The 24,763-nt window shown below is 53.1% G+C and carries 26 protein-coding genes and 1 rRNA gene; 15 read left to right on the forward strand and 12 right to left on the reverse strand.

Annotated features, from left to right (window positions below; translation table 11 throughout):
- The first annotated feature begins 52 nt into the window (after nucleotides 1-52).
- Nucleotides 53-168 (forward strand): 5S ribosomal RNA (gene rrf / locus KOSB73_RS01370).
- Nucleotides 169-292: 124 nt separating this feature from the next.
- On the opposite strand, the gene mobB is transcribed toward rrf, so the two are convergent.
- Entirely contained in the window at nucleotides 293-799 is a 507-nt protein-coding gene (gene mobB / locus KOSB73_RS01375) for a molybdopterin-guanine dinucleotide biosynthesis protein MobB (protein WP_004871947.1), read from the reverse strand.
- Nucleotides 796-1,377 carry a molybdenum cofactor guanylyltransferase MobA gene (mobA, locus tag KOSB73_RS01380; RefSeq protein WP_004871949.1) on the reverse strand — a complete coding sequence of 194 codons (582 nt, stop codon included), beginning with the start codon at nucleotides 1,375-1,377 and terminating at the stop codon, nucleotides 796-798. The genes mobB and mobA overlap by 4 nt, the downstream gene beginning before the upstream one ends.
- Nucleotides 1,378-1,448: 71 nt before the next feature.
- On the opposite strand from mobA, the gene KOSB73_RS01385 reads away from it, so the two are divergent.
- The 3 genes from KOSB73_RS01385 to dsbA all read left to right on the forward strand — a co-directional run bounded on the left by KOSB73_RS01385 (nucleotide 1,449) and on the right by dsbA (nucleotide 3,431).
- Entirely contained in the window at nucleotides 1,449-1,718 is a 270-nt protein-coding gene (locus tag KOSB73_RS01385) for a YihD family protein (protein ID WP_004127077.1), read from the forward strand.
- A gap of 75 nt (nucleotides 1,719-1,793) precedes the next feature.
- Nucleotides 1,794-2,780: a serine/threonine protein kinase gene (locus KOSB73_RS01390; protein WP_004871954.1), complete on the forward strand. Its 987-nt coding sequence runs from the start codon at nucleotides 1,794-1,796 to the stop codon at nucleotides 2,778-2,780.
- Nucleotides 2,781-2,807: 27 nt separating this feature from the next.
- Entirely contained in the window at nucleotides 2,808-3,431 is a 624-nt protein-coding gene (dsbA, locus tag KOSB73_RS01395; RefSeq protein ID WP_004871955.1) for a thiol:disulfide interchange protein DsbA, read from the forward strand.
- A 49-nt stretch (nucleotides 3,432-3,480) separates the two neighbouring features.
- Here dsbA and KOSB73_RS01400 read toward each other — a convergent pair whose 3' ends face one another.
- Nucleotides 3,481-4,380, reverse strand: a complete 900-nt coding sequence (locus KOSB73_RS01400; protein WP_049086924.1) for an acyltransferase — start codon at nucleotides 4,378-4,380, stop codon at nucleotides 3,481-3,483.
- Between the two features lie 396 nt (nucleotides 4,381-4,776).
- On the opposite strand from KOSB73_RS01400, the gene polA reads away from it, so the two are divergent.
- Together polA and spfP are read left to right on the forward strand one after the other, a co-directional pair.
- Nucleotides 4,777-7,566 (forward strand): DNA polymerase I, encoded by a 2,790-nt coding sequence (gene polA / locus KOSB73_RS01405; RefSeq protein ID WP_049086923.1) that lies wholly within the window; start codon nucleotides 4,777-4,779, stop codon nucleotides 7,564-7,566.
- 165 nt (nucleotides 7,567-7,731) lie between these two features.
- Nucleotides 7,732-7,779 carry a small protein SpfP gene (gene spfP / locus KOSB73_RS31565; RefSeq protein WP_071892919.1) on the forward strand — a complete coding sequence of 16 codons (48 nt, stop codon included), beginning with the start codon at nucleotides 7,732-7,734 and terminating at the stop codon, nucleotides 7,777-7,779.
- 136 nt (nucleotides 7,780-7,915) lie between these two features.
- Here spfP and yihA read toward each other — a convergent pair whose 3' ends face one another.
- The gene (yihA, locus tag KOSB73_RS01415) at nucleotides 7,916-8,548 is read right to left on the reverse strand and encodes a ribosome biogenesis GTP-binding protein YihA/YsxC (protein WP_004127091.1); all 633 of its coding nucleotides are present in this window, start codon (nucleotides 8,546-8,548) and stop codon (nucleotides 7,916-7,918) included.
- Between the two features lie 583 nt (nucleotides 8,549-9,131).
- On the opposite strand from yihA, the gene yihI reads away from it, so the two are divergent.
- Nucleotides 9,132-9,638 (forward strand): Der GTPase-activating protein YihI, encoded by a 507-nt coding sequence (gene yihI / locus KOSB73_RS01420; RefSeq protein ID WP_049131453.1) that lies wholly within the window; start codon nucleotides 9,132-9,134, stop codon nucleotides 9,636-9,638.
- Between the two features lie 188 nt (nucleotides 9,639-9,826).
- A complete protein-coding gene (gene hemN / locus KOSB73_RS01430) occupies nucleotides 9,827-11,200 on the forward strand; it encodes an oxygen-independent coproporphyrinogen III oxidase (RefSeq protein WP_098140178.1) in 1,374 nt (457 codons plus the stop codon).
- 36 nt (nucleotides 11,201-11,236) lie between these two features.
- Here hemN and KOSB73_RS01435 read toward each other — a convergent pair whose 3' ends face one another.
- The 4 genes from KOSB73_RS01435 to glnA form a co-directional block, all read right to left on the reverse strand.
- The gene (locus KOSB73_RS01435; RefSeq protein WP_004127096.1) at nucleotides 11,237-11,347 is read right to left on the reverse strand and encodes a YshB family small membrane protein; all 111 of its coding nucleotides are present in this window, start codon (nucleotides 11,345-11,347) and stop codon (nucleotides 11,237-11,239) included.
- Nucleotides 11,348-11,458: 111 nt separating this feature from the next.
- The gene (gene glnG, locus KOSB73_RS01440) at nucleotides 11,459-12,868 is read right to left on the reverse strand and encodes a nitrogen regulation protein NR(I) (RefSeq protein ID WP_004107350.1); all 1,410 of its coding nucleotides are present in this window, start codon (nucleotides 12,866-12,868) and stop codon (nucleotides 11,459-11,461) included.
- An 8-nt stretch (nucleotides 12,869-12,876) separates the two neighbouring features.
- The gene (gene glnL, locus KOSB73_RS01445) at nucleotides 12,877-13,926 is read right to left on the reverse strand and encodes a nitrogen regulation protein NR(II) (protein WP_004127098.1); all 1,050 of its coding nucleotides are present in this window, start codon (nucleotides 13,924-13,926) and stop codon (nucleotides 12,877-12,879) included.
- A gap of 188 nt (nucleotides 13,927-14,114) precedes the next feature.
- Nucleotides 14,115-15,524 carry a glutamate--ammonia ligase gene (gene glnA / locus KOSB73_RS01455; protein WP_004127100.1) on the reverse strand — a complete coding sequence of 470 codons (1,410 nt, stop codon included), beginning with the start codon at nucleotides 15,522-15,524 and terminating at the stop codon, nucleotides 14,115-14,117.
- Nucleotides 15,525-15,902: 378 nt separating this feature from the next.
- Between glnA and typA the strand changes: the two genes are divergently transcribed.
- From typA to fabY, 5 genes are all read left to right on the forward strand, one after another.
- Complete coding sequence (typA, locus tag KOSB73_RS01465) at nucleotides 15,903-17,726, forward strand: ribosome-dependent GTPase TypA (protein ID WP_004132874.1); 1,824 nt, start codon at nucleotides 15,903-15,905, stop codon at nucleotides 17,724-17,726.
- A 133-nt stretch (nucleotides 17,727-17,859) separates the two neighbouring features.
- Nucleotides 17,860-18,459: a glucose-1-phosphatase gene (gene yihX / locus KOSB73_RS01470; protein WP_004132872.1), complete on the forward strand. Its 600-nt coding sequence runs from the start codon at nucleotides 17,860-17,862 to the stop codon at nucleotides 18,457-18,459.
- Nucleotides 18,453-19,313 carry a virulence factor BrkB family protein gene (locus tag KOSB73_RS01475; RefSeq protein ID WP_004127107.1) on the forward strand — a complete coding sequence of 287 codons (861 nt, stop codon included), beginning with the start codon at nucleotides 18,453-18,455 and terminating at the stop codon, nucleotides 19,311-19,313. The genes yihX and KOSB73_RS01475 overlap by 7 nt, the downstream gene beginning before the upstream one ends.
- Nucleotides 19,310-19,747, forward strand: coding sequence for a D-aminoacyl-tRNA deacylase (dtd, locus tag KOSB73_RS01480; protein WP_004132870.1), 438 nt, complete (start codon nucleotides 19,310-19,312; stop codon nucleotides 19,745-19,747). The genes KOSB73_RS01475 and dtd overlap by 4 nt, the downstream gene beginning before the upstream one ends.
- A gap of 44 nt (nucleotides 19,748-19,791) precedes the next feature.
- Nucleotides 19,792-20,733, forward strand: coding sequence for a fatty acid biosynthesis protein FabY (fabY, locus tag KOSB73_RS01485; RefSeq protein ID WP_004127112.1), 942 nt, complete (start codon nucleotides 19,792-19,794; stop codon nucleotides 20,731-20,733).
- A 17-nt stretch (nucleotides 20,734-20,750) separates the two neighbouring features.
- Here fabY and KOSB73_RS01490 read toward each other — a convergent pair whose 3' ends face one another.
- Complete coding sequence (locus KOSB73_RS01490; RefSeq protein WP_098140179.1) at nucleotides 20,751-21,668, reverse strand: alpha/beta hydrolase; 918 nt, start codon at nucleotides 21,666-21,668, stop codon at nucleotides 20,751-20,753.
- A gap of 205 nt (nucleotides 21,669-21,873) precedes the next feature.
- Between KOSB73_RS01490 and KOSB73_RS01495 the strand changes: the two genes are divergently transcribed.
- Nucleotides 21,874-22,113, forward strand: coding sequence for a ribbon-helix-helix domain-containing protein (locus tag KOSB73_RS01495; protein ID WP_077265771.1), 240 nt, complete (start codon nucleotides 21,874-21,876; stop codon nucleotides 22,111-22,113).
- Complete coding sequence (locus KOSB73_RS01500) at nucleotides 22,110-22,484, forward strand: type II toxin-antitoxin system VapC family toxin (protein ID WP_049086919.1); 375 nt, start codon at nucleotides 22,110-22,112, stop codon at nucleotides 22,482-22,484. The genes KOSB73_RS01495 and KOSB73_RS01500 overlap by 4 nt, the downstream gene beginning before the upstream one ends.
- A 37-nt stretch (nucleotides 22,485-22,521) precedes the next feature.
- Here the strand turns inward: KOSB73_RS01500 and fdhE are convergent, their stop codons facing one another.
- From fdhE to KOSB73_RS01515, 3 genes are all read right to left on the reverse strand, one after another.
- On the reverse strand, nucleotides 22,522-23,451 hold the full coding sequence (gene fdhE, locus KOSB73_RS01505) for a formate dehydrogenase accessory protein FdhE (protein ID WP_098140180.1): 930 nt from the start codon (nucleotides 23,449-23,451) through the stop codon (nucleotides 22,522-22,524).
- Between the two features lie 343 nt (nucleotides 23,452-23,794).
- Nucleotides 23,795-24,430, reverse strand: a complete 636-nt coding sequence (gene fdoI, locus KOSB73_RS01510) for a formate dehydrogenase cytochrome b556 subunit (RefSeq protein ID WP_004132860.1) — start codon at nucleotides 24,428-24,430, stop codon at nucleotides 23,795-23,797.
- Nucleotides 24,427-24,763 (reverse strand): formate dehydrogenase N subunit beta transmembrane domain-containing protein (locus tag KOSB73_RS01515; protein WP_279338420.1); only part of this gene is annotated, 337 nt, incomplete at its 5' end. The genes KOSB73_RS01515 and fdoI, both read right to left, overlap by 4 nt.

Here is a 24,763-nt window from a genome sequence, read left to right on the forward strand (position 1 = left end):
TTTGGCGGATTGAGAGAAGATTTTCAGCCGGATACAGATTAAACCGCATTTGCCTGGCGGCAACAGCGCGGTGGTCCCACCTGACCCCATGCCGAACTCAGAAGTGAAACGCCGTAGCGCCGATGGTAGTGTGGGGTCTCCCCATGTGAGAGTAGGGAACTGCCAGGCATCAATTAAGTGAAGAGCCCATCCTGACGGATGGGCTTTTTGCGTTTTTGTGGCCTGAGAAAGCAAGAATGATTTAGCAAGATGACGCGTAGCGATATCTCTGCAATCTCAATCAAGGCCGCGATTAAGCCCTCTTTAACCACTGCATAATAAAAACGGCTATCTGCGGAATATTATTTAAATCTAACAAGGGAAGCGACGTCTCGACAGGCGTATCGCTGGCAACGGCAATCACGTCATCATCAAACACTAATTCTTCTCTGCAATGTCCGCTGTTTTGCCGAAAGAGCAGGATCTTGGGCACAGCTTCATGTTTAAAACCTTCAACCAGTACGAGATCTAACGTTGATGCATCCATTCGGCTAGCCAGCCATGTCAGATCCAGTGGAGGCTCTTCGGGTGTTTCCGTAATTAATGCCCAACGCTGCGAGCTGGCGACTATCGTCTGAGCTGCGCCTGCTTTACGTAGCTCATAGCTATCTTTACCGGGTTTATCCACATCCATATCATGATGAGTATGTTTAATGAGCCCAGGACGTATGCCTTCCGCGCGTAGCGCTGGAATCAGCGCTTTTAATAAGGTTGTTTTACCCGTGCCGCTCCAGGCGGCGATGGCCAAAAGAGGGATCATGATGACACCTCCATACTTTGTAAGTCACTGAGAGTGTTGACGTTAATAAAGGCTGATTTTACATCGCTAAAATCGACGCTATGCCCGCCCATTTTACGCATAAACACCATAACCCGCCGCTCGCCTGCCGCCAGATAGGTTTCCAGTTCGCTAATCACCACTCGATTCACCAGAGCAATCGCCGGATGGTCGCGTTCACCGTCGTGTACCCAAACGACCGGGGATGATTTTTTTTGCAGTATTAAGCGCTCAGCCAGAAATAATGGAATAAAAGGCGTATCGCATGGACAAAACAGAAACCACTCACCCTCAACCTGATGCATAACGGAAAGCATACCGGCTAACGGCCCGGGAAAGTCGTTCAGAGAGTCGGTAATAATCGGGTAGCCGCTGCTTCGCCAGCAATCAAGATTGCGGTTAGCGCTAATCACCAGCTTTGTGACCTGGGGTTGCAGCCTATCGGCGACATGACGCCACAGAGCTTTCCCCTTCAGCAACTGCAATCCTTTATCAATGCCTCCCATACGCGTACCTCTCCCACCCGCCAGTACAACGCCGGTTATTACCTTGCCCTGCATATTAATATCGCCTCTTTCATTGTGGGATTGTCCCTGCTAACGTACACCTATCAAGAGTAAGGAGCATTGCTATGAAATGTAAACGCCTGAATGAAGTCATTGAACTTCTCCAGCCAGCCTGGCAGAAAGAACCCGAGCTGAATTTGATTCAATTTTTGCAAAAACTGGCGAAAGAGGCCGGTTATGCCGGTGAACTGAGCGATCTTTCCGACGATATTCTGATTTATCACCTGAAGATGCGCGACTCGGCAAAAGAGGCTGTTATCCCCGGTATCCAGAAAGATTATGAAGAAGATTTTAAAACTGCGCTGCTACGCGCTCGGGGCGTGATTAAAGAGTAAAAGGTTGTAAGCGCTGCCGCGGAATCGGTAATGAGATGATATCCTGTATCATTCGTACGATTATCGGATGTCAGGATGCACGATAAGGCTTTCACTTTTCAGACGCTTCACCCGGATACCATCATTGATGGTTTATTTGATCTGGGAATGCGGGTGGACTCAGGTCTCACCCCGCTTAATAGCTATGAGAACCGAGTTTACCAGTTTCAGGACGAAGATCGTCGCCGCTATGTGGTGAAGTTCTATCGTCCTGAGCGCTGGTCCGCCGAACAAATCCTCGAAGAACACCAGTTTTCCCTTCAGCTCGTTCAGGACGAAGTCCCTGTAGCGGCGCCATTGTCGTTTAACGAAAGTACCCTTCATCAGCATCAGGGGTTCTTTTTCGCCGTGTTCCCAAGCCTGGGTGGACGTCAGTTTGAGGCGGATAACCTCGATCAGATGGAATGGGTTGGGCGCTACCTTGGCCGTCTGCATCAAACGGGACGCAAACAGCGTTTTGTCGCGCGCCCGGAGATTGGCACCAATGAGTACCTTCTTGAGCCCCGGCAGGTCTTTGAGCTCTCCCCGCTGATACCGGCAGGGCTGAAAGAGGCTTTTCTTGGCGCTACTGATAAGCTGATTGATGCGGTAATGGCGCAATGGCACGGGCGCGCCAATATCTTACGTTTGCACGGTGACTGCCATGCAGGAAACATCCTCTGGCGCGATGGCCCTTTGTTTGTTGATTTAGATGATTCACGTAATGGACCTGCTATCCAGGATTTGTGGATGCTGTTGAACGGTGATAAGGCCGAGCAACGGATGCAGCTTGAGATGATCATTGAAGCGTATGAAGAGTTTAGCTCTTTCAATACGGATGAAATTGCCCTCATCGAACCTTTACGTGCAATGCGGTTAGTTTATTATCTGGCGTGGTTGTTAAGACGCTGGGAAGATCCTGCTTTTCCTAAGAACTTCCCGTGGTTAACCGGGGAAGATTACTGGCGTGGGCAGACAACAACTTTTCTTGAGCAGGTAAAGGTTCTGCAGGAACCGCCTCTTCAGTTAACGCCAATGTATTAATGTGATATATCCAGGAGAGAGTTAATCATGAAAAAAATTTGGCTGGCGCTGGCTGGTATGATTCTGGCTTTTAGTGCATCCGCTGCCCAGATCACCAACGGTAAGCAGTATATTACCCTCGATAAGCCCGTTGCCGGCGAGCCTCAGGTGCTCGAGTTTTTCTCGTTCTACTGCCCGCACTGCTATCAGTTTGAAGAAGTGCTTCATGTGTCAGATAACGTGAAGAAAAAGCTGCCTGAAGGCGTCAAAATGACGAAATACCACGTTGAATTCCTGGGCCCGTTGGGCAAGGATCTGACCCAGGCGTGGGCCGTCGCGATGGCGCTGGGTGTGGAAGACAAGATTACCGTCCCGATGTTTGAAGCGGTACAGAAAACACAGACCGTTCAGACCGTAGCCGATATTCGTAAGGTCTTCGTTGACGCCGGCGTTAAAGGTGAAGATTACGATGCAGCCTGGAACAGTTTTGTAGTGAAATCCCTGGTGGCTCAGCAAGAGAAAGCCGCTGCTGATTTCCAGCTGCAGGGCGTACCCGCTATGTACGTTAACGGCAAATATCAGCTTAACCCGCAGGGTATGGATACCAGCAATATGGACGCATTTGTTGCCCAGTATGCCGATACCGTTAAGCAGTTAGTTGAGAAGAAATAAAAAATAAACGCCGGTTACTGACCGGCGTTACTCTTTTCAGCGTCCAGCATCATTTTCCTTTCTGCTGCATGATTTCCGTTAACTGACGATCTTTATTTTCCCAGAGCGTATTTAGCCAGCGCTGAAACCGCCGCTTAAAGTTTTTATCATTCACATAATCGCCGTGCAGCTCTTCCGTCACGGGTTCAACGCGGATGCGTACCACAATCCGCGTTAATCGGCCGCTCAGCATGTCGTAAAACGGTCGGTGATGATTCTCTGGATAACACAGCGTAACGTTCAGCAGCTTATCAAACTGCGAGCCCAGTACGCTTAATGCCATGGCAGTACCGGCAGCTTTTGGTGCTAATAAATTATTATAAGGCGAGCGGGTCTGCAGCCGCTTCTCTTCAGTAAAGCGTGAACCTTCGACAAAGTTAACGATAGTGGTGGGATGTGAGCGGAATTTCTCGCAGGAGCGGCGGGTGGTTTCAACATCTTTGCCACGGCGCTCTGGATGGCGGATTAAATAACCGCGGGAATAACGGCGCATAAAAGGCATATCCAACGCCCAGCATGCCAGGCCAATAAACGGCACCCAGGCGAGCTGTTGCTTGAGGAAATATTTATTCATCGGGATATGTTTGCGAAACAGCACGCACAGTACCACGATATCGGCCCAGCTATGGTGGTTGCTGATAAGCAGATACCAGTTTTTCTTATTCAGGCCTTCCAGGCCCTCAACATCCCACTTAAGCCAGGGATTAAGGCGCAGCAGCAGAGCCAACCCTTCACACCAGCAGTACATCATGAAATTGCAAAAAACGGATATCGAGCGCCAGACCGCAGCAACAGGCACAAGCAGTTTAATCAGCCCGGCGATGATTATTGGCACGGAGCAAATAATGGTGACTACGATAGTCAGGGCGATACTCAGCGGGAGCGTTATCGCAGCGAGTAATCTCGACATAGTTAATTTATTCAGAAAGTTAGGCTGACAAAGAACGCGTTTAAACAGCGCAAGAGGCTGATTTTACCAGAAAATAGAGCAAATGACGGGTTTTACCCGGACGGAAAAATATCCGGATCTTATATCCACATGGAACATTGAGTCATCATGATGTTATTAAAGCGGGTTGTTAATTTATAATGCCATGATAAATATAGAGTAATTTACCAATAGATTATTTTATTAATGATGACGTAGCCATCGTTATAAAACTATTCACAAAGTTATCCACAGGTTAACGCATTGCGCGATCGACGGGATCGTTGAATCTTTTCGACGAAATGCGGGAAAAATTCAGGATTTAATGCCCGTCTGTGGCATCCTTTACCGATAATCTGATAAACAGGCACGGAAATTATGGTTCAGATCCCAGAAAACCCTCTCATCCTCGTTGACGGCTCCTCTTACCTTTATCGGGCATATCACGCGTTCCCTCCGCTGACGAATAGCGCTGGCGAGCCGACAGGCGCAATGTATGGCGTACTGAATATGCTGCGAAGCCTGATCCTGCAGTATCAACCGACCCATGCCGTCGTCGTGTTTGATGCCAAGGGGAAGACTTTCCGTGATGAACTGTTTGAGCACTATAAATCTCATCGCCCGCCGATGCCGGACGATCTACGTGCGCAGATCGAGCCGCTGCATGCCATGGTTAAGGCGATGGGCCTGCCGCTGATGGCCGTTCCTGGCGTAGAAGCTGACGATGTCATCGGGACCCTGGCGCGTGAAGCTGAAAAGGTCGGGCGTCCGGTACTGATTAGCACCGGCGATAAAGACATGGCTCAGCTGGTTACGCCGGGTATTACGCTGATTAACACCATGACCAACACCATCCTCGGCCCGGATGAAGTGGTGACCAAATACGGCGTGCCGCCGGAGCTGATCATCGATTTTCTGGCCCTGATGGGGGACTCATCGGACAATATCCCTGGCGTACCAGGCGTGGGAGAGAAGACGGCGCAGGCGTTGTTACAGGGGCTGGGCGGCCTTGATACGCTATATGCGGAACCTGAAAAAATCGCCGGACTGACCTTCCGCGGTGCAAAAACGATGGCAGCGAAGCTGGAGCAGAATAAAGAGGTGGCCTACCTCTCTTATCAGCTGGCGACGATCAAAACCGACGTCGAGCTGGATCTGGGCTGCGAAGATCTGCTGGTTGCACAGCCCATCGCTGATGAACTGCTGACGCTATTTAAAAAGTATGAGTTCAAACGCTGGATCACTGATGTCGAGTCCGGCAAGTGGATGCAGGCAAAAGGCGCAAAGCCTGCGGCGAAGCCGATAGCCGCTGTGGCAGCAGTGGCTGATGCCGAAGAGGAAACCGCCACGGCGCTCTCTTCTGAAAACTATGTCACGATTCTTGATGAAGAAACGCTGCTGACCTGGATTGAGAGCCTGAAGAAAGCGCCGCTTTTTGCCTTTGATACCGAAACAGACAGCCTGGATAACGTGTCAGCCAATATGGTCGGCTTATCCTTCGCTATTGAACCCGGCGTTGCGGCCTATGTACCGGTTGCCCATGATTATCTGGACGCACCGGATCAGATCCCGCGCGACCGTGTCCTTGAGCTGCTGAAACCGCTACTGGAAGATGACAATGTTCTGAAGGTTGGGCAAAACCTCAAATATGACCGCGGTATCCTGGCTAACTATGACATTGAACTGCGCGGTATTGCCTTTGATACCATGCTGGAATCCTACATTCTCGACAGCGTGGCGGGCCGCCATGATATGGATAGCCTCTCCGACCGCTGGCTGAAGCACAAAACCATTACCTTTGAAGAGATTGCGGGTAAAGGTAAAAACCAGCTTACATTCAACCAAATCGCGCTGGAAGAAGCGGGCCGCTACGCGGCGGAAGATGCCGACGTCACGCTACAGCTGCACCTGAAAATGTGGCCTAAACTTCAGCAAAATGAAGGCCCGCTGAACGTTTTTAAAAATATTGAAATGCCGCTGGTGCCGGTACTATCCCGCATTGAGCGCAATGGCGTGAAGATCGATCCGGCCGTACTGCATGTGCACTCTCAGGAGATAGCCAAGCGCCTGGTTGAGCTGGAGAAAAAGGCGTACGACATCGCGGGCGAAGAGTTTAACCTCTCTTCTCCGAAGCAGCTGCAAACGATCTTGTTTGAAAAACAAGGTATTAAGCCGCTGAAGAAAACCCCGGGCGGCGCGCCCTCGACCTCGGAAGAGGTGCTGGAAGAGCTGGCGCTGGATTATCCGCTGCCGAAAGTCATCCTCGAATATCGTGGCCTGGCAAAACTCAAGTCCACCTACACCGATAAGCTGCCGCTGATGATCAGCCCGAAAACGGGCCGGGTTCACACCTCTTATCACCAGGCGGTTACCGCCACGGGACGTTTGTCGTCCACCGATCCGAACCTGCAGAATATTCCGGTACGCAATGATGAAGGGCGCCGTATTCGCCAGGCGTTTATTGCACCGGAAGATTATCTCATCGTCTCTGCCGACTACTCGCAAATTGAACTGCGCATCATGGCGCATCTGTCTCGCGACAAGGGCCTGCTGACCGCGTTTGCTGAAGGGAAGGATATCCACCGCGCGACGGCGGCTGAGGTTTTCGGTTTGCCGCTGGAGAGCGTCAGTAGCGAGCAGCGCCGCAGCGCGAAGGCGATCAACTTCGGCCTGATTTACGGCATGAGCGCATTCGGCCTTGCGCGCCAGCTCAATATCCCACGCAAAGAAGCGCAAAAGTATATGGATCTCTACTTTGAACGCTATCCGGGCGTGTTGGAGTATATGGAGCGCACCCGCACTCAGGCAAAAGAGCAGGGGTATGTTGAAACGCTCGATGGCCGTCGTCTCTATCTGCCGGACATTAAATCCAGCAACGGTGCGCGTCGTGCTGGTGCCGAGCGTGCGGCGATCAACGCGCCGATGCAGGGAACCGCCGCCGATATTATTAAGCGCGCGATGATTGCCGTCGACAGCTGGTTGTTAAGTGAAAAACCTCGCGTGCGGATGATCATGCAGGTGCACGATGAATTGGTCTTTGAAGTGCATAAAGACGATCTTGAGGCGGTCGCGAAAAAAATCCATGAACTGATGGAAAGCAGTACGACGCTGGCGGTTCCGCTACTGGTGGAAGTGGGAAGCGGAGAAAACTGGGATCAAGCGCACTAAGTATTCGGCAGGTAGGGTCATTTCTTGTAAGTGAGTAACATAACTTATCGTATTTTGTGATGATCATTTGAATTTGCTATGTAAAGAGTGAAAAAAAACTACAAAAAATGCTTTATCCGTAATCGAAAGAAGAGTAGAGTTAAAGACGTAGGGTACAGAGGTAAGATGTTCTATCTTTCAGACCTTTTACTTCACGTAATCGGATTTGGCTGAATATTTTAGCCGCCCCGGTCATTTATGACCGGGGCGTTTTTTATTGCGCGAAAGAAAATTTTTTGCGTATCGATGCTGATGAGGCGGGCTACCCGGACAGGGCCTCACGCGCCGCTATCCGGGGTAATTAGCGAGATTATTCGCCGTCTTCAGGTTCTTCCTGAGGGGGGATATCGTTATACCAGCTATCCAGTTTCTGCCGGAGTTTATCCACGCCTTGCTTCTTCAGGGAAGAAAATCCTTCGACCTGCACATCTCCGTTAAAGGCGGTTACCGCTTCACGAACCATAGCGATCTGCGCTTTCCGCGCCCCGCTGGCCAGCTTATCGGCTTTGGTCAGCAGCACCAGAACCGGAATATCGCTTTCAACCGCCCATTGGATCATCTGCTGATCGAGATCTTTAAGCGGATGACGGATATCCATCAGCACAACCAGGCCTTTCAGACACAGGCGTTTCTCGAGATATTCACCCAGCGCGCGTTGCCACTTGATTTTCATCTCTTCCGGTACCTGGGCATAACCATAGCCCGGCAGGTCGACCAGGCGTTTGCCCTCAGCGACTTCAAACAGGTTAATCAGCTGCGTACGGCCAGGCGTCTTCGAAGTGCGTGCCAGGCTTTTCTGGTTAGTCAGCGTGTTCAGAGCGCTGGATTTCCCGGCGTTAGAGCGGCCAGCAAAGGCCACTTCAATACCGGTATCGGCAGGAAGATGGCGGATATCTGGCGCGCTAGTGACAAAATGCGTCAGTTGATAATTCCAGTTGGTCAAGACGGTCGTCTCCGTTAAATCAGGCTTTGACGGGGATTATACCTGAACAGCAGAAAAAGGCTGTTTTTACCGCACCTCATCGCTGTAAGTTAAAACCACAGTCTTTGTAAGACATTGGCTATTGATTATATGAGAAATACATGAGGAAAAACTGAGTAAACATAATACAAACGCTGATAAATCATCGTGTTGAGCTGAAAGAAAATTCTGAAACTTGTTTTTTTTCCGTACAGTCGGTTGTAGGTTTTCCTTAAAACAGTAAAGTAGCGGTCAAGGGCGAGGATGCTAACAGGATTATGACTCAGGATGAGGAGTCAGGAAGCGCCAGGAGGCGAGGACTACGGATTGTCAGGATGACAAACGTCTGGAGACGTTTTAAAAGGAAATGGATGTAACAGGGACCGTTAGTTGCTAAAGGAAAGACAGGGTGTGTCGTTAGCGAACATGGAAAGTAGAAGCCCATTAAGGGTTGTCAGTGCGGAAAAAGGCGACAGAGTAATCTGTCGCCTTTTTTCTTTGCTTGCTTTCTGCTAGATTCCGCCTCAATTCTATACTGAAGAAAACGGCCTGAAGATTACACAACATGAAAAAACCGACATCCGTACCTCGCGGCAAAAAAAATCGCAAAACGCGTGAAGAATTGAACCAGGAAGCCCGCGAGCGCAAGCATCAGAAGAAGCATCGTGGCCATGCGGCAGGAAGTCGCGCGACCGGCGGCGACAACGCTTTGGCAGGCAAAAAACAAGGCCAGCAGCAAGATCCCCGAATTGGCAGTAAAAAACCAATCCCGCTGGGCGTGACTGAAAATGCTCCGGCGATTAAGCAGCATAAACCAAAGAGCGAGAAACCTATGCTTTCACCGCAGGCTGAGCTGGATTTGCTGGAGAACGATGAGCGCCTGGACGCGCTGCTGGAACGTCTGGAAGAGGGCGGTACCCTGAATGCTGAAGAGCAGACCTGGGTTGATGCCAAACTGGATCGCATTGATGAACTGATGCAGCAGCTGGGCCTCTCCTACGATGATGACGAAGATGAAGAAGAGGAAGAGCGCAAAGAAGATATGATGCGTCTGCTGAAGGGTGGAAACTAACGTTTGCACCCCATCGGATTCCCGGTCCTGCTTATAACCCTTCTGGTTATATGTTATCTGCTGTGGTTATTCGTTAAACTACGACGGTTGTCGCGGCGTCAAAAATGGCTGCGCAACCGGCTCATTACCCGAGGTGCGGTTGGGCCGGGGCGGCGTACCCGCCGACGGTACCATCGGAAGGAGTGAGCATGTCTGTGCAGTTAATCGACTGGGATCTGGCCCTGATCCAGAAATATAACTATTCCGGGCCGCGTTATACTTCGTATCCCACCGCGCTGGAGTTTTCTCCAGAATTTGGCCCCGCTGAATTTGATGCGGCGGTTGCCCGCTATCCGCAGCGTCCCCTCTCGCTGTACGTGCATATCCCGTTTTGCCATAAGCTCTGTTATTTCTGCGGCTGTAATAAAATCGTCACCCGCCAACAGCATAAGGCCGATCAGTATCTGGATGTCCTTGAGCAGGAGATTATTCATCGCGCGCCGCTTTTTTCTGGCCGCAAAGTCAATCAGCTACACTGGGGCGGCGGTACGCCAACGTATCTAAACAAGGCGCAAATTAGTCGTCTGATGGGTCTGCTGCGTACCCATTTCAATTTTAACGCGGACGCAGAGATCTCCATTGAGGTTGATCCGCGCGAAATCGAACTCGATGTGCTGGATCATTTACGTGGCGAAGGCTTTAATCGCCTGAGTATGGGCGTGCAGGACTTCAACAAAGAAGTGCAGCGCCTGGTAAACCGCGAGCAGGATGAGGCCTTCATCTTCGCGCTACTCAACCATGCGCGCGGCATCGGCTTTACCTCGACCAATATCGACCTGATTTACGGCCTGCCGAAGCAGACGCCGCAGAGCTTCGCTTATACGCTACAGAAAGTGGCGGAGCTTAATCCCGATCGTCTGAGCGTGTTCAACTACGCGCATCTACCCACGCTCTTCGCCGCGCAGCGCAAAATCAAAGATGCCGATTTGCCCTCAGCGGAACAGAAGCTGGACATTCTTCAGGAAACCATCAATTCGCTGACGGCCGCGGGATATCAGTTTATCGGCATGGACCACTTTGCCCGTCCTGATGATGAACTGGCGATAGCCCAACGTGAAGGCATTCTGCATCGCAATTTCCAGGGTTACACCACCCAGGGAGACACCGACCTGTTGGGAATGGGCGTGTCGGCGATCAGTATGATTGGCGATTGCTACGCGCAGAACCAGAAAGAGTTGAAACAGTATTATCAGCAGGTTGATGAAACCGGAACGGCGCTGTGGCGCGGTATTGCGTTGACGCGCGATGACTGCATCCGCCGCGACGTGATTAAGGCGCTGATTTGTAACTTTCGTCTCGACTTCGCTTCGGTAGACGCGCAGTGGGATCTTACCTTCGATAGCTACTTTGCCGACGATATGAAATTGCTGGCGCCGCTAGCCAAAGATGGGCTGGTGGATGTGGATGAGAAAGGCATTCAGGTGACGCCGAAAGGCCGACTGCTGATTCGCAATATCTGCATGTGTTTCGATGCGTATCTGCGCCAAAAAGCGCGGATGCAGCAGTTTTCCCGCGTTATATAAGCAATATCCCCTCTCCTGGCAGGAGAGGGGATATTATCAGCTAAACAGGCCAACCATCGCCGCGCACAGAACGGCAGCGACCGCCGTCTGCGGCGTATGACCCGCTGCAACACCGCTCGATATAATATTAATGAGTGATTCAAGCATGATTTCTCCCCCGTCTTTCCGGGCAAGATCATACTCAACGCATGGCAACAGTAAAGTACAAAATAGCAGCAGTTTGCGCTGGATGACTATTTTTTCCTCGCCAGCGCGCAGCTACTCCATCCCCAACTCTTTTAGCTTACGCGTCAGGGTATTACGACCCCATCCCAGCAGCCGGGCCGCCTCTTGTTTATGCCCCTGAGTGTGGCGTAAGGCGGTGGTCAGCAGCGTGCGCTCCATCTCAGGCTGCGCTTCCGAGAGCAGGTTTTGATGACCGGAACGCAAAGCGCGATCGGCCCATTGTCCCAGCAGCGTGGCCCAGCTATCCGGCAGCATTTGCGTTGGGTTATCCGGTATCGCGGTTTCAAACAGCTCGCTGGGAAGATCCTGCGTCAGAACCTCCTGACCTGCGGCCATTACCGTCAGCCAGCGACAGGTGTTTTCCAGCTGACGTACGTTACCCGGCCATGCCAGTCGGGTTAACGCCATCTCCGTCTCCGGATGCAGCTGTTTGGCCTCGACGCCCAGTTCACGAGCGGCAATTTGCAGGAAGTGCCTCGCCAGGCGAGGAATATCTTCCCGACGCTCGCGCAGCGGCGGCAGATGGACGCGAATCACGTTCAGGCGGTGGAATAAATCCTCGCGGAATTTTCCTTCCTGGACGCGCAGCTCAAGGTTCTGGTGGGTGGCGGCAATGATGCGCACATCCACTTTCACCGGCGCATAGCCGCCGACGCGATAAAACTGGCCATCAGCGAGGACGCGCAGCAGGCGAGTCTGTACGTCCAGCGGCATATCGCCGATCTCGTCGAGGAACAGCGTGCCGCCGTCTGCCTGCTCAAAGCGTCCCTGACGCACGGTATTGGCGCCGGTAAAGGCCCCTTTCTCGTGGCCAAATAGCTCTGATTCGATTAAATCTTTAGGAATTGCTGCCATATTTAGCGCAATAAACGGCGCCTTGGCGCGCGGACTATGCCGATGGAGAGCATGGGCAACCAGCTCTTTACCGGTACCGGATTCTCCGTTGATCAGTACGCTGATTGATGAGCGCGACAGGCGGCCGATAATGCGAAAAACGTCCTGCATGGCCGGCGCTTCGCCGATAATATCGGCCGTCGGGCTATTAATCGGCGCATTACGCGGCTGCTGCTGTTCCTGGTAATGGCTAATCGCACGGTCGACCAGCGCCACCGCTTCATCAATATCAAACGGTTTCGGCAGATAATCAAAAGCGCCCTGCTGATAGGCGCTGACCGCCGCGTCAAGATCCGAATGCGCCGTCATTATGATGACCGGGAGCATCGGATGACGCTGTTTAATTTGCTTTAGCAGCGCCAGCCCATCCATCCCCGGCATGCGGATATCAGACAGCAGTACATCCGGGGTTTTGGTCGTGAGGGCATCAAGCACCTCATTGCCGCTTTCAAACGTTGTACAACTCAAGCCTGCCCCGGTGAGCGCGCGTTCAAGCACCCAACGGATGGAGCTATCGTCGTCAACGATCCATGCTATCCCTCGTTGCATAAACACCTCTACTTCCGAATAGGCAGGTACACCGAGAATTCGGTATGCCCTGGCCAACTGGTAAATTCAATTTTGCCGGAGTGCTGGTCGATAAGGCTGCGGGCGATAGACAGCCCGAGTCCGGTACCGCCTTCGCGTCCACTCACCATGGGATAAAACAGCGTATCCTGTAAGTGAGACGGGATTCCCGGGCCGTTATCTTCAACGTCGATACGCGCAGCGAGGCGGTAGCGCACGCCGTGCAGGGTTAACTGGAAGGCCGTCCGGGTGCGCAGAGTGATCTCTCCGCCCTCCGGTCCCAGCGCCTGCAGCGCGTTACGTACGATGTTCAGCAGCACTTGTTCAATTTGATCCGGGTCGTGCGGGAGCTCTGGCAGGCTGGGGTCATAGTCGCGCACCAGCTTGACGTTATCCGGTAGTTCCATCGACACCAGCTTCACCACTCGCTCAGCGACCTTGTGGATGCTTTCTGTTACGTGCATTCCGGGATGCTGTGGTCCCAGTAGACGGTCGACCAGATTTCTTAACCGGTCGGCCTGTTCAATAATGACTTTGGTATATTCCATTAGCGCAGGGTCGGGCAGCGCTTTGCTCAGCAGCTGCGCCGCGCCGCGCAGGCCGCCCAGCGGATTTTTAATCTCGTGGGCCAGACCACGCACTAAGTCACGTGCGGCAATCTGCTGCGCGTGCTGTAGCTGCTCCTGGCTCAGGCGACGCTGATTATCCATCGGCGCCATTTCCAGCAGGATATAGCCTTCAGGCAGGCGTTGCGCCGTCAGGGAAAGGATGTGGGAGCGGCCATCAATAACCAGCGTCACTTCGTTATCGGTAAAACCCTGACCCGCAGCGAGGCTCTCTTGCATGAGGCCGATATTCAGCGAGAAATAGCTCAACAGCTCCGGCAGCGGCGTGCCGAATAATTTACGCGAGCTTTGCGCCAGCAGCTGCTGCGCCGCCGGGTTCGCGTAATGTACCGCTAGGTCGTCATCGACCAGTAAGATACTGTTGATTAAAGAGTTAAGGATCTGCCCAGCATCGGGCAGTGTGCCTGTTGCCATTCGACAGTCTCCTGAAAAAGAGTGCACCATTTTAGTGCAGTATAGCTTTTTATGAATAAAAAGCTCATGGGATCAGCGCGTTGGTGGAGAAAAAAGCCCATCCTGAGATGGGCTGAAAGTTTCCACGGCAACAAAACATCCTTGGTACCCCACGCCACAACACGGAATACCGCGGATTTACAGCAAAATTAGACGCTGTAGTACAGCTCAAACTCAACCGGGTGCGGAGTCATGCGTACGCGGTCGTTTTCTTCAATACGCAGGGCGATGTAAGCATCGATAGCGTCGTTGGTGAATACGCCGCCAGCGGTCAGGAATTCACGGTCCGCGTCCAGCGCGTTCAGTGCTTCTTCCAGAGAGCCTGCAACCTGTGGGATCTCTTTCGCTTCTTCCGGCGGCAGGTCGTACAGGTTTTTATCCATGGCTTCGCCCGGATGGATTTTGTTCTTGATACCGTCAAGGCCAGCCATCAGCAGCGCCGCGAAGCACAGGTACGGGTTAGCAGCCGGGTCCGGGAAGCGAACTTCGATACGGCGCGCTTTCGGAGAGGTGACAACCGGAATACGGATAGACGCGGAACGGTTACGGGCAGAGTAAGCCAGCATAACCGGCGCTTCGTAACCCGGGACCAGACGCTTGTAGGAGTTGGTGGTCGGGTTAGCCAGGGCGTTAATCGCTTTAGCGTGCTTGATTACGCCGCCGATGTAGTACAGCGCTTGTTCAGACAGGCCTGCGTATTTGTCGCCGGAGAACAGGTTTACGCCGTTCTTGGACAGGGACATGTGGCAGTGCATACCGGAACCGTTATCGCCAAACATCGGTTTTGGCATAAAGGTCGCGGTTTTGCCGAAACGGTGTGCGACGTTATGCACAACGTATTTGTAAATCTGAATTTCGTCCGCTTTTTTGGTCATGGTGTTAAAGCGGGTCGCGATTTCGTTCTGGCCCGCAGTCGCCACTTCGTGGTGGTGAGCTTCAACAACCAGGCCCATCTCTTCCATGATCATACACATGGTGGAGCGGATATCCTGAGAAGAGTCTACTGGCGGAACCGGGAAGTAACCGCCTTTCACGCCCGGACGGTGGCCTTTGTTGCCGCCTTCGTATTTGGTGGAGGAGTTCCATGCGCCTTCGATATCGTCGATAGCAACGTGGGAACCGGAGATGGAGGCACCAAAACGGATGTCGTCGAACAGGAAGAATTCTGGTTCTGGCCCGAACAGCACGGTGTCAGCCAGGCCGGTAGAGCGCAGATACTCTTCAGCGCGCTTAGCAATGGAACGCGGGTCGCGGTCATAGCCCTGCAGGGTGCCTGGTTCCAGGATGTCGCAGCGGATGATCAGCGTCGGTTCTTCATAGAACGGGTCGATCAGCGCGGTGGTTGCATCCGGCATCAGAACCATGTCGGATTCGTTAATACCTTTCCAGCCGCCAATCGAGGAGCCATCAAACATTTTGCCTTCTTCGAAGAATTCGGCATTTACCTGATGAGAAGGAATAGTAACGTGCTGTTCTTTACCTTTGGTATCGGTGAAGCGCAGATCGACAAACTTCACTTCATGCTCGTTCAGCATCGTCAAAACGTGTTCAGCGGACATACTTAAACTCTCCCGGATTGGTCATTGTCGTCGTGGAAACGAAAACTTTTTAACTACGTAAAGTGGCGTTGTTGCCTTAAAAAATATAAAGCGAAATCTGTGCCAACTTTTAAATTGCCCCCAAAAGGCGTTATCATGCACATCATCGTGCAAAAGGGCTGCACCAAAATGAATGCATTGCACCAATATAGTGCATTTGTGTGAACATTGGGCACTTATTTGGTGCAATTGACCTTGAATAACCCTTTTAACGCTCCGTGAAAGCGATCACAAAGAATCTCTGCAATACTTGTTTGCGGAGGATGTTTGTGATCCTGTTTTGTACTGCGATTAATCCGTGTACAATAACGCGCTATTTCTAATGCCTGAGGCAAAGTTGTGATCGAAAATTTGCGTAATATCGCCATCATCGCGCACGTTGACCATGGTAAAACTACCCTGGTTGATAAGCTGCTACAGCAATCCGGTACGTTCGACGCGCGTGCCGAAACTCAAGAGCGAGTGATGGACTCCAACGATTTGGAGAAAGAGCGCGGGATTACCATCCTGGCTAAAAACACCGCTATCAAATGGAATGACTACCGTATCAACATCGTTGATACCCCGGGGCACGCCGACTTCGGTGGTGAAGTTGAACGTGTCATGTCCATGGTTGATTCCGTTCTGTTGGTCGTTGATGCAATGGATGGTCCGATGCCGCAGACGCGCTTCGTGACCAAAAAAGCCTTTGCTCATGGCCTGAAGCCAATTGTTGTTATCAACAAAGTTGACCGTCCGGGCGCACGTCCTGACTGGGTTGTCGATCAGGTATTCGACCTGTTCGTTAACCTCGACGCTACCGACGAACAGCTGGACTTCCCTATCGTTTACGCTTCTGCGCTGAACGGTATCGCGGGTCTGGATCACGAAGATATGGCTGAAGACATGACTCCGCTGTATCAGACCATCGTCGATCGCGTACCGGCGCCGAACGTTGACCTTGATGGCCCGCTGCAGATGCAAATCTCCCAGCTGGACTACAACAACTACGTTGGCGTCATCGGCATCGGCCGCATCAAGCGCGGTAAAGTGAAGCCGAACCAGCAGGTCACTATCATTGATAGCGAAGGCAAAACCCGTAACGGTAAAGTCGGTAAGGTTCTGACCCATCTGGGCCTTGAGCGTATCGAGAGCGACGTTGCAGAAGCTGGCGATATCATCGCGATCACCGGCCTGGGCGAACTGAACATCTCTGACACCATCTGCGATACGCAGAATGTTGAAGCGCTGCCGGCGCTGTCTGTTGATGAGCCGACCGTCTCTATGTTCTTCTGCGTTAACACCTCGCCGTTCTGCGGTAAAGAAGGTAAGTACGTTACCTCTCGTCAGATCCTTGACCGCCTGAACAAAGAGCTGGTGCATAACGTGGCGCTGCGCGTTGAAGAAACTCCGGATGCAGACGCATTCCGCGTTTCTGGCCGTGGCGAACTGCACCTGTCTGTCCTTATCGAGAACATGCGTCGTGAAGGTTTCGAAATGGCGGTTTCCCGTCCGAAAGTTATCTTCCGCGAAATCGATGGCCGTAAGCAAGAGCCGTTCGAAAACGTGACGCTGGACGTTGAAGAGCAGCACCAGGGTTCTGTGATGCAGGCGCTGGGTGAGCGTAAAGGCGATCTGAAAAACATGAATCCAGATGGCAAAGGCCGCGTACGTCTCGACTACGTGATCCCAAGCCGTGGTCTGATCGGCTTCCGTTCAGAATTCATGACCATGACCTCCGGTACCGGTCTGCTGTACTCCACCTTCAGCCACTACGACGACGTTCGTGCGGGTGATGTGGGTCAGCGTCAGAACGGTGTTCTGATCTCCAACGGTCAGGGTAAAGCAGTTGCGTTCGCCCTGTTCAGCCTGCAGGATCGCGGTAAGCTGTTCCTGGGCCACGGCGCAGAAGTTTACGAAGGCCAGATTATCGGTATTCACAGCCGCTCTAACGACCTGACGGTAAACTGCCTGACCGGTAAGAAACTGACCAACATGCGTGCTTCCGGTACTGACGAAGCAACGACGCTGGTTCCGGCGCTGAAAATGACTCTGGAGCAGGCTCTTGAGTTCATCGATGACGACGAACTGGTAGAAGTCACCCCGACTTCTGTCCGTATCCGTAAACGTCACCTGACCGAGAACGACCGTAAACGCGCGATGCGCGGTGCGAAAGAAGATTAATTAACGCTTCTTTCTGCTATCTGAACCCTGCCTCAATGGCAGGGTTTCTTTTTTGTACAAAGCCCTACCGCCCATAGTCAAACTCCCCCTTTCCCGCTACAGTTAATTTTCCACGGTGCAAAAGGAGAGGACCATGCTCTATATCTTTGATTTAGGTAATGTGATTGTCGATATTGACTTCAACCGGGTGCTCGGGACGTGGAGCGATTTAACGCGAATTCCCCTTGCGACGCTGCAGCAGCATTTCACCATGGGCGAAGCGTTCCACCAGCACGAGCGCGGTGAAATCAGCGATGAAGATTTCGCGGCGGCGATGTGCCATGAAATGAACATGTCGCTTAGCTACGAGCAGTTCTCCCACGGCTGGCAGGCGGTTTTTGTCTCCCTGCGCCCGGAGGTTATCGCGATTATGCAAAAATTACGCGAGCAGGGGCATCGGGTCGTGGTTCTGTCCAACACTAACCGCCTGCATACCACCTTCTGGCCGGATGAGTACCCCGAGATACGCGCCGCGGCTGACCATATCTATCTTTCTCAGGAAATGGGGATGCGTAAACCCGAAGCGCGGATCTATCAGAGCGTCCTTGAAGCGGAAGGTTTTTCCGCTGACGATACGGTCTTCTTCGATGATAACGCGGATAATATTGCCGGGGCTAACCAGCTGGGCATTACCAGCATTCTGGTGACCGGGAAGGAAACCATCCCCAACTATTTTGCTAAACAGCTATGCTAAAAACCGTTCATCAAAAAACCACGCGCCATCTGCGACCGCTGGTGGCCTGGCTCAAGCTGCTATGGCGGCGTATTGATGAAGATAATATGACGACGCTGGCGGGGAATCTTGCCTATGTGTCGTTACTCTCCCTTGTGCCGCTTATTGCCGTCGTTTTCGCGCTGTTCGCGGCATTTCCGATGTTTTCTGATGTCAGTATCCAGATTCGCCACTTTATCTTCGCCAATTTCATCCCGGCAACCGGGGATGTCATTCAGGGCTACATTGAGCAGTTTGTCGCTAACTCCAGTCGAATGACCGCCGTGGGCGCTTTCGGTCTGATTGTGACATCGCTGCTGTTGATGTACTCCATTGATAGCGCGTTGAACACCATCTGGCGCAGTACGCGCACCCGACCAAAAACCTACTCCTTTGCCGTTTACTGGATGATCCTCACCCTGGGGCCGCTGCTGGCGGGCGCCAGCCTTGCGATCAGCTCCTATCTCCTGTCGTTACGCTGGGCCAGCGACCTGAATAGCGTGATTGACGATGTGCTGCGTATTTTTCCGCTCATTTTATCCTGGGTGGCATTCTGGCTGCTTTACAGCATTGTGCCGACGGCCGAGGTGCGTAACCGCGATGCGATAATCGGTTCCCTGGTCGCTGCGCTGCTCTTTGAAGCGGGTAAGAAAGCTTTTGCTTTATATATCACCGCGTTCCCGTCATATCAGCTGATTTATGGCGTACTCGCCGTGGTGCCTATTTTGTTTGTCTGGGTGTACTGGACGTGGTGTATCGTCTTGCTTGGCGCTGAAATTACTGTCACTCTCGGTGAATACCGCAAACTGAAAAAAGAAGAAACAGAACAATCATGATTGCATTAATTCAACGCGTATCCCGAGCTAGCGTTACCGTGGAGGGTGAAGTGACGGGCGAAATCGGCCCCGGGCTTCTGGTGCTGTTAGGCGTCGAAAGAGACGATGATGAGCAAAAGGCGAACCGCCTGTGCGAGCGCGTGCTGGGATACCGTATTTTTAGCGATGCTGAAGGCAAAATGAATCTGAACGTGCAGCAGGCTGGCGGCAGCGTGCTGGTGGTTTCACAGTTTACGCTGGCAGCGGATACCGAGCGCGGGATGCGCCCTGGATTTTCGAAAGGGGCTGCGCCGGATAAAGCGGAAGCGCTGTACGCGTATTTCGTTGAGCGCTGCCGCGAGCAGAAAATGAATACGCAGACCGGGAGATTTGCTGCCGATATGCAGGTTTCTCTGGTGAATGATGGTCCCGTAACCTTTTGGTTGCAGGTATGAGCCAGCTTCCGGGCAGGCTGCGGGTAACAAAAGAGAGTACAGCTATGTATCACCTTCGTGTACCGCAAACAGAAGAAGAGTTAGAGAGCTACTACCAGTTCCGCTGGGAGATGCTGCGTAAGCCGCTGCATCAGCCGAAAGGGTCCGAGCGTGATGCGTGGGATGCGATGGCGCACCATCAAATGGTGGTCGATGAAGAGGGTAATCTAGTTGCCGTCGGGCGGCTGTATGTGAATGCGGAAAACGAAGCCTCTATCCGTTTTATGGCCGTTCATCCGTCAGTGCAGGATAAAGGGCTGGGTACCCTGATGGCGATGACGCTGGAGTCCGTCGCCCGCCAGGAAGGCGTTAAGCGCGTGACCTGTAGCGCCCGCGAAGACGCGGTGGAGTTCTTTGCGAAGCTCGGTTTTGTGAACCAGGGAGAAATCACCACGCCGACGACCACGCCGATCCGTCATTTTCTGATGATTAAGCCAATAGCCTCGCTGGATGATATTTTACATCGCGGCGACTGGTGCGCTCAGCTGCAGCAGGCCTGGTATCAGCATATCCCTCTCAGCGAGAAAATGGGCGTGCGCATCCAGCAGTATACCGGGCAAAAATTCATCACCACCATGCCAGAAGCCGGTAACCAGAACCCACACCATACCCTGTTTGCCGGCAGCCTGTTTTCTCAGGCAACGTTAACCGGCTGGGGGCTTATCTGGCTGATGCTGCGCGAGCGGCATCTTGGCGGCACAATTATTCTTGCCGATGCGCATATCCGCTACAGCCAGCCCATTAGCGGACGCCCAAGCGCCGTTGCCGATCTCGGTTCGTTAAGCGGCGATCTTGACCGGCTGGCGCGCGGGCGTAAAGCGCGCGTTCAGCTGCAGGTTGAACTGTTTGGCGACGATCGGCTTGGCGCGGTTTTTGAGGGTATCTATATTGTTCTTCCCGCGAAGCCGTTTGGCCCGTATGAAGAGGGCGGTAACGAAGAGGAGTAGCCTCCCTTTATACCGGTCTATTGGCCTGGTGACTTCACCCGCCAGGCGATATCCCTCATCGCGCTTCCGGCCGCCGGGCTGATGCCGCACAGTTGAAAGAAGCCGTGGATCACCCCGAGATAGCGCTGACAGGTACAGTCAACGCCCTGCTCAAGCAGGCGCTGGTAAAGCGCTTCGCCTTCATCACGCAAAGGGTCGTATTCTGCCGTCAGAATATGTACCGGCGGTAATCCGTTAAAGTCTTTACGCCATAGCGGGCTGGCTTCCGGATGATGGAGTTCCGTCGCTGAAAGGTACATTTCATAGCCGCTGAGCAGGGTATCTTCGGTGATGATGTAATCTTTACCGTTATCGATATAGCTCTTCATGCTGGCGGTGGCATCCAGCATCGGGTAAATCAAAACCAGCTGTGCGGGTTGCCAGGCCTGCGTGGTTTTGAGTCGCAGGGCGGTCACTAATGCCAGATGTCCTCCGGCGCTGTCGCCAGCCAGCGTAATACGGGAAGCATCGATGCCCAGCTGCCCGGCGTGGCGGTGAATAATCAGCGCGCCTTTTTCGGCATCATCATGGGCGGCAGGAAAAGTATGCTCCGGCGCCAGCCGATATTGCACGGCGATAACGCGACAGCCGCTGTGGTACGCCAGCTGGCGGAGCTGATGGTCATGCGTGGCGAAACCGCCGCTGATAAAGCAGCCACCGTGGAAATAGATAACGGCAGGCAGCGCGCCAGTCGCATTGAGGGGAGAGACCACGCGAAAAAACATGCCCTCGAGTTCGATGTCCTCTACCCACACGCGGTTTTCTTGTTCCCCGGCTAACACGGCACTGGCGACATAACCGTTTCTCCGGTCATCAATATTCTGTTCGCGCGATGAGGGGCGACCTGCATCGATAAATTCCCGCACCAGCTCTGCAATACCTTTTTCAAGCGCCATTTTTTAATCCCTTAACCTGTTTGGATATCCAGTCTTATAGCCTGATTTTTAACAAAAGAAAATGGGCGATTTGGGTTGCGAAACGATTGTGGAAAGCGGCTCGCAAAAGTGAAACTCATTGCTGACGGGGCTTTCCCCCCACCAACTGCAGGTGTATGTTGTTTGAAAATTCATCGTCAATGATATACTGGAGGTATATGTGAGTATGATGACGGGAACGAATATGGGCAGAATACTACTCGACTTATCGGATGACGTTATTAAACGTCTTGAAGACCTCAAACAGCAGCGCAATCTTCCTCGAGCGGAACTGTTACGCGAGGCGGTTGAACAGTACCTGGAAAGACAAGCTGACACCACTATTTCCAATGCGCTGGGGATTTGGCAAGGCTGTGAGGAAGAGGGAGTTGAATTCGAAAGGAAACTCCGCGAGGAGTGGCAATGATTAAAGGCCCGGCGCTGTTTGATACTAATATTCTCATCGATTTATTCAGCGGTCGCGTTGAAGCGAAACAGGTTCTGGAGGCTTATCCGCCACAGAATGCGATTAGCCTCATCACGTGGATGGAAGTAATGGTGGGGGCGAAAAAGTATCATCAGGAACACCGCACGCGTATTGCACTGAGCGCGTTTAATATTATCGATATTTCACAGGATATTGCTGAACGAAGCGTCAATCTCAGGAAGGAGTATGGGATGAAGCTGCCGGATGCCATCATACTGGCGACAGCGCAAATACATCGTTATGAACTGGTCACGCGCAATACCAAAGATTTTTTCGGGATACCCGGAGTGATTACGCCTTATCATTTGTAAGCCGGGCGGCAGGCGCCGCCCGACATGATGCCAGCCGTTATTCCCCTTCGCCAGGGAACAGGAACGGGTTAATGGAGCTGCGGGCGAAGCCCTCTTGTTCCATCCGTGCGTCCAGCACCAGCGAGGCGAGGTCGTCGGCGACGGCTTCCACTTTTGGGTCTTTTTCCTGATAGAGAATCTTCAGGTAGGTACCGCAGTCGCCGCAGGTTTCGGCTTTAATCGCCGACTGCTCGTTATCTAATGACCAGTAGTGCAGATCGCGCGTCTGTTCGCAGTTGCTGCACTTCACGCGCACCACATGCCACTCGGTTTCGCACAGGTTGCAGTGCAGATAGCGCAGGCCCTGAGTGGTGCCAATTTGCACCATGCTGGAGACCGGCATCGAGCCGCAAACCGGGCAGAACTGACGCTGTTCACCGTATTCAGCGCGGGCTTTTCCGGGGATCAGGCTGGCCATCTGCGCCCAATAGAGCGAGAGCGCGTCCCAGATAAACGGCGCTTTATCGCTGCTGACAGAGGCAAAATCGGACGCAAACAGCGCGCTTGCCATCAGTTCCAGCTCCTGTTCGGAGGCTTTTTCCAGATTCTCGATGACCGCCAGCGCCGGGCCGCTCATCTCCGGCTTCAGTTCGGCAATCAGCGAATGCAGCAGCTTGTGCCAGTGCTTATCGCGCGGCAAAACGTGGATATCCAGCGGCGGCTTACCCTGGTCGTTCGCTTCTTTGATGCGCGCGGTGAGATCCATCTGCAGCGGATGGTCGTACAGCACCACTTCCTGCGCGTGGGCGATAAGTGCGGCAAAGCGCAGGTAATCGCCCAGCGGGTTATTTTCAGCCAGTTCGCGCAGGCGTTCGGCGCGACGGTTATATAAATTTTTGAGCCGGGGAAACAACAACGGCGGAATCATATCCGTCGCGCGTTTCTCGCTCTTTTCCAGCTCATCTTGCGGGATGATACGAATGCTCATTCTGTTACTTCCTGGTTTCAGCAGATTCGGCGATGGTCGCGTCCGCTCTGTGATTTGGCGGGCATCACGCGCCCGCTCTGGTGAATGTCATTAATGATAACCGCAATCGGCGTACGGGATATACCCATGACATCGCAATGTGTGCGTTACGATACCTGATATCGATATCCCAGACTATGCACCGTTAGGATTAGCTATCCTGCGCCATGGCTTGAGCGAACCGGGAAACGTGCCGCTCCCGCCTGCGGCGCACTATGGTTAATGTTGTCAAAACAGCGCGTTATCCGCAAAAAAATGGCGTCGATATACGACGCCATTTCAGAGACGAACAAAGCGCTCGGGCCTACGACTGGCGCTTATCCTGCTTTTCGCGGACTTCACGGTACCAGCGCGGATGATGCTTCTTCGCCCAGGTCTTCGTCACCCAGCCTTCCACCATCGCGGTAATGGTGCCTTTCACCCACAGCGCGGCGTAAATATGCACCATGATCACCACGATCAGCGCGACCGCCGAGAAGGAGTGCAGCATCAGCGCGACGCGGATAACCGGGATGGAGAAGGCCGGCGCAAAGTACGGACGCCAGATAATCACCCCGCTCACCAGCAGCAGCACCAGGAAGATAATCGCCGCCCAGAACACGCACTTCTGGCCGAAGTTATAGCGCCCGGTGTCGCCCACTTCCTCGTTGACCACAATCTTGCGAATGTTCTTCGCCCAGAAAATATCGTCCCGGTTGATCAGGTTATGGTGCCAGTAGCGGAAGAACATGATGATGAATGAGGCAAACATAATCACACCCACGAACGGGTGCAGAATACGCGCCAGCTGCGGGGTGCCCATGATGTGCATCAGCCAGTTGAAGGACGGGAAGAAAAAGCCCAGCCCGCTCACCGCCGCCAGCACGAAGCAGAAGGCGGTGACCCAGTGGTTGATGCGTTCCGGCGCGGTGTAGCGCACGATGGTGTCACGTCTTTTCATTTGCGCACCTCGTCTTTCTCTTCATCCAGATTGTCCTCTTCCTCTTCCGCGCGGTTCGGACCGACGCCGACGTAGTGGAAGATGCTGGCGGCGAAGGTGGCCGCGAAGCCGACCGCCGCGAGAGGCTTCCAGATCCCTTTCCAGAACTTAACCGTGGCGCTGATTTCCGGGTTCTCCGGCAGGCCGTGGTACAGGTTCGGCTTGTCGGCGTGGTGCAGCACGTACATCACGTGCGTGCCGCCAACGCCGGCCGGATCGTACAGCCCCGCGTTGTCGTAACCGCGGGTTTTCAGCTCGGCGACGCGCTCGCCCGCCAGCGTTTTCATCTCCTCT

Source organism: Klebsiella grimontii, from assembly GCF_900200035.1.
Classification (GTDB): Bacteria; Pseudomonadota; Gammaproteobacteria; order Enterobacterales; family Enterobacteriaceae; genus Klebsiella; species Klebsiella grimontii.

What these genes read in the sequence shown, in the direction of transcription:
- mobB (WP_004871947.1), bottom strand. Translation starts at nt 799, where the DNA reads ATGATCCCTCTTTTGGCCATCGCCGCCTGGAGCGGCACGGGTAAAACA.
- mobA (WP_004871949.1), bottom strand. Translation starts at nt 1,377, where the DNA reads ATGCAGGGCAAGGTAATAACCGGCGTTGTACTGGCGGGTGGGAGAGGT.
- KOSB73_RS01385 (WP_004127077.1), top strand. Translation starts at nt 1,449, where the DNA reads ATGAAATGTAAACGCCTGAATGAAGTCATTGAACTTCTCCAGCCAGCC.
- KOSB73_RS01390 (WP_004871954.1), top strand. Translation starts at nt 1,794, where the DNA reads ATGCACGATAAGGCTTTCACTTTTCAGACGCTTCACCCGGATACCATC.
- dsbA (WP_004871955.1), top strand. Translation starts at nt 2,808, where the DNA reads ATGAAAAAAATTTGGCTGGCGCTGGCTGGTATGATTCTGGCTTTTAGT.
- KOSB73_RS01400 (WP_049086924.1), bottom strand. Translation starts at nt 4,380, where the DNA reads ATGTCGAGATTACTCGCTGCGATAACGCTCCCGCTGAGTATCGCCCTG.
- polA (WP_049086923.1), top strand. Translation starts at nt 4,777, where the DNA reads ATGGTTCAGATCCCAGAAAACCCTCTCATCCTCGTTGACGGCTCCTCT.
- yihI (WP_049131453.1), top strand. Translation starts at nt 9,132, where the DNA reads ATGAAAAAACCGACATCCGTACCTCGCGGCAAAAAAAATCGCAAAACG.
- hemN (WP_098140178.1), top strand. Translation starts at nt 9,827, where the DNA reads ATGTCTGTGCAGTTAATCGACTGGGATCTGGCCCTGATCCAGAAATAT.
- KOSB73_RS01435 (WP_004127096.1), bottom strand. Translation starts at nt 11,347, where the DNA reads ATGCTTGAATCACTCATTAATATTATATCGAGCGGTGTTGCAGCGGGT.
- glnG (WP_004107350.1), bottom strand. Translation starts at nt 12,868, where the DNA reads ATGCAACGAGGGATAGCATGGATCGTTGACGACGATAGCTCCATCCGT.
- glnL (WP_004127098.1), bottom strand. Translation starts at nt 13,926, where the DNA reads ATGGCAACAGGCACACTGCCCGATGCTGGGCAGATCCTTAACTCTTTA.
- glnA (WP_004127100.1), bottom strand. Translation starts at nt 15,524, where the DNA reads ATGTCCGCTGAACACGTTTTGACGATGCTGAACGAGCATGAAGTGAAG.
- yihX (WP_004132872.1), top strand. Translation starts at nt 17,860, where the DNA reads ATGCTCTATATCTTTGATTTAGGTAATGTGATTGTCGATATTGACTTC.
- KOSB73_RS01475 (WP_004127107.1), top strand. Translation starts at nt 18,453, where the DNA reads ATGCTAAAAACCGTTCATCAAAAAACCACGCGCCATCTGCGACCGCTG.
- dtd (WP_004132870.1), top strand. Translation starts at nt 19,310, where the DNA reads ATGATTGCATTAATTCAACGCGTATCCCGAGCTAGCGTTACCGTGGAG.
- fabY (WP_004127112.1), top strand. Translation starts at nt 19,792, where the DNA reads ATGTATCACCTTCGTGTACCGCAAACAGAAGAAGAGTTAGAGAGCTAC.
- KOSB73_RS01490 (WP_098140179.1), bottom strand. Translation starts at nt 21,668, where the DNA reads ATGGCGCTTGAAAAAGGTATTGCAGAGCTGGTGCGGGAATTTATCGAT.
- KOSB73_RS01495 (WP_077265771.1), top strand. Translation starts at nt 21,874, where the DNA reads ATGATGACGGGAACGAATATGGGCAGAATACTACTCGACTTATCGGAT.
- KOSB73_RS01500 (WP_049086919.1), top strand. Translation starts at nt 22,110, where the DNA reads ATGATTAAAGGCCCGGCGCTGTTTGATACTAATATTCTCATCGATTTA.
- fdhE (WP_098140180.1), bottom strand. Translation starts at nt 23,451, where the DNA reads ATGAGCATTCGTATCATCCCGCAAGATGAGCTGGAAAAGAGCGAGAAA.
- fdoI (WP_004132860.1), bottom strand. Translation starts at nt 24,430, where the DNA reads ATGAAAAGACGTGACACCATCGTGCGCTACACCGCGCCGGAACGCATC.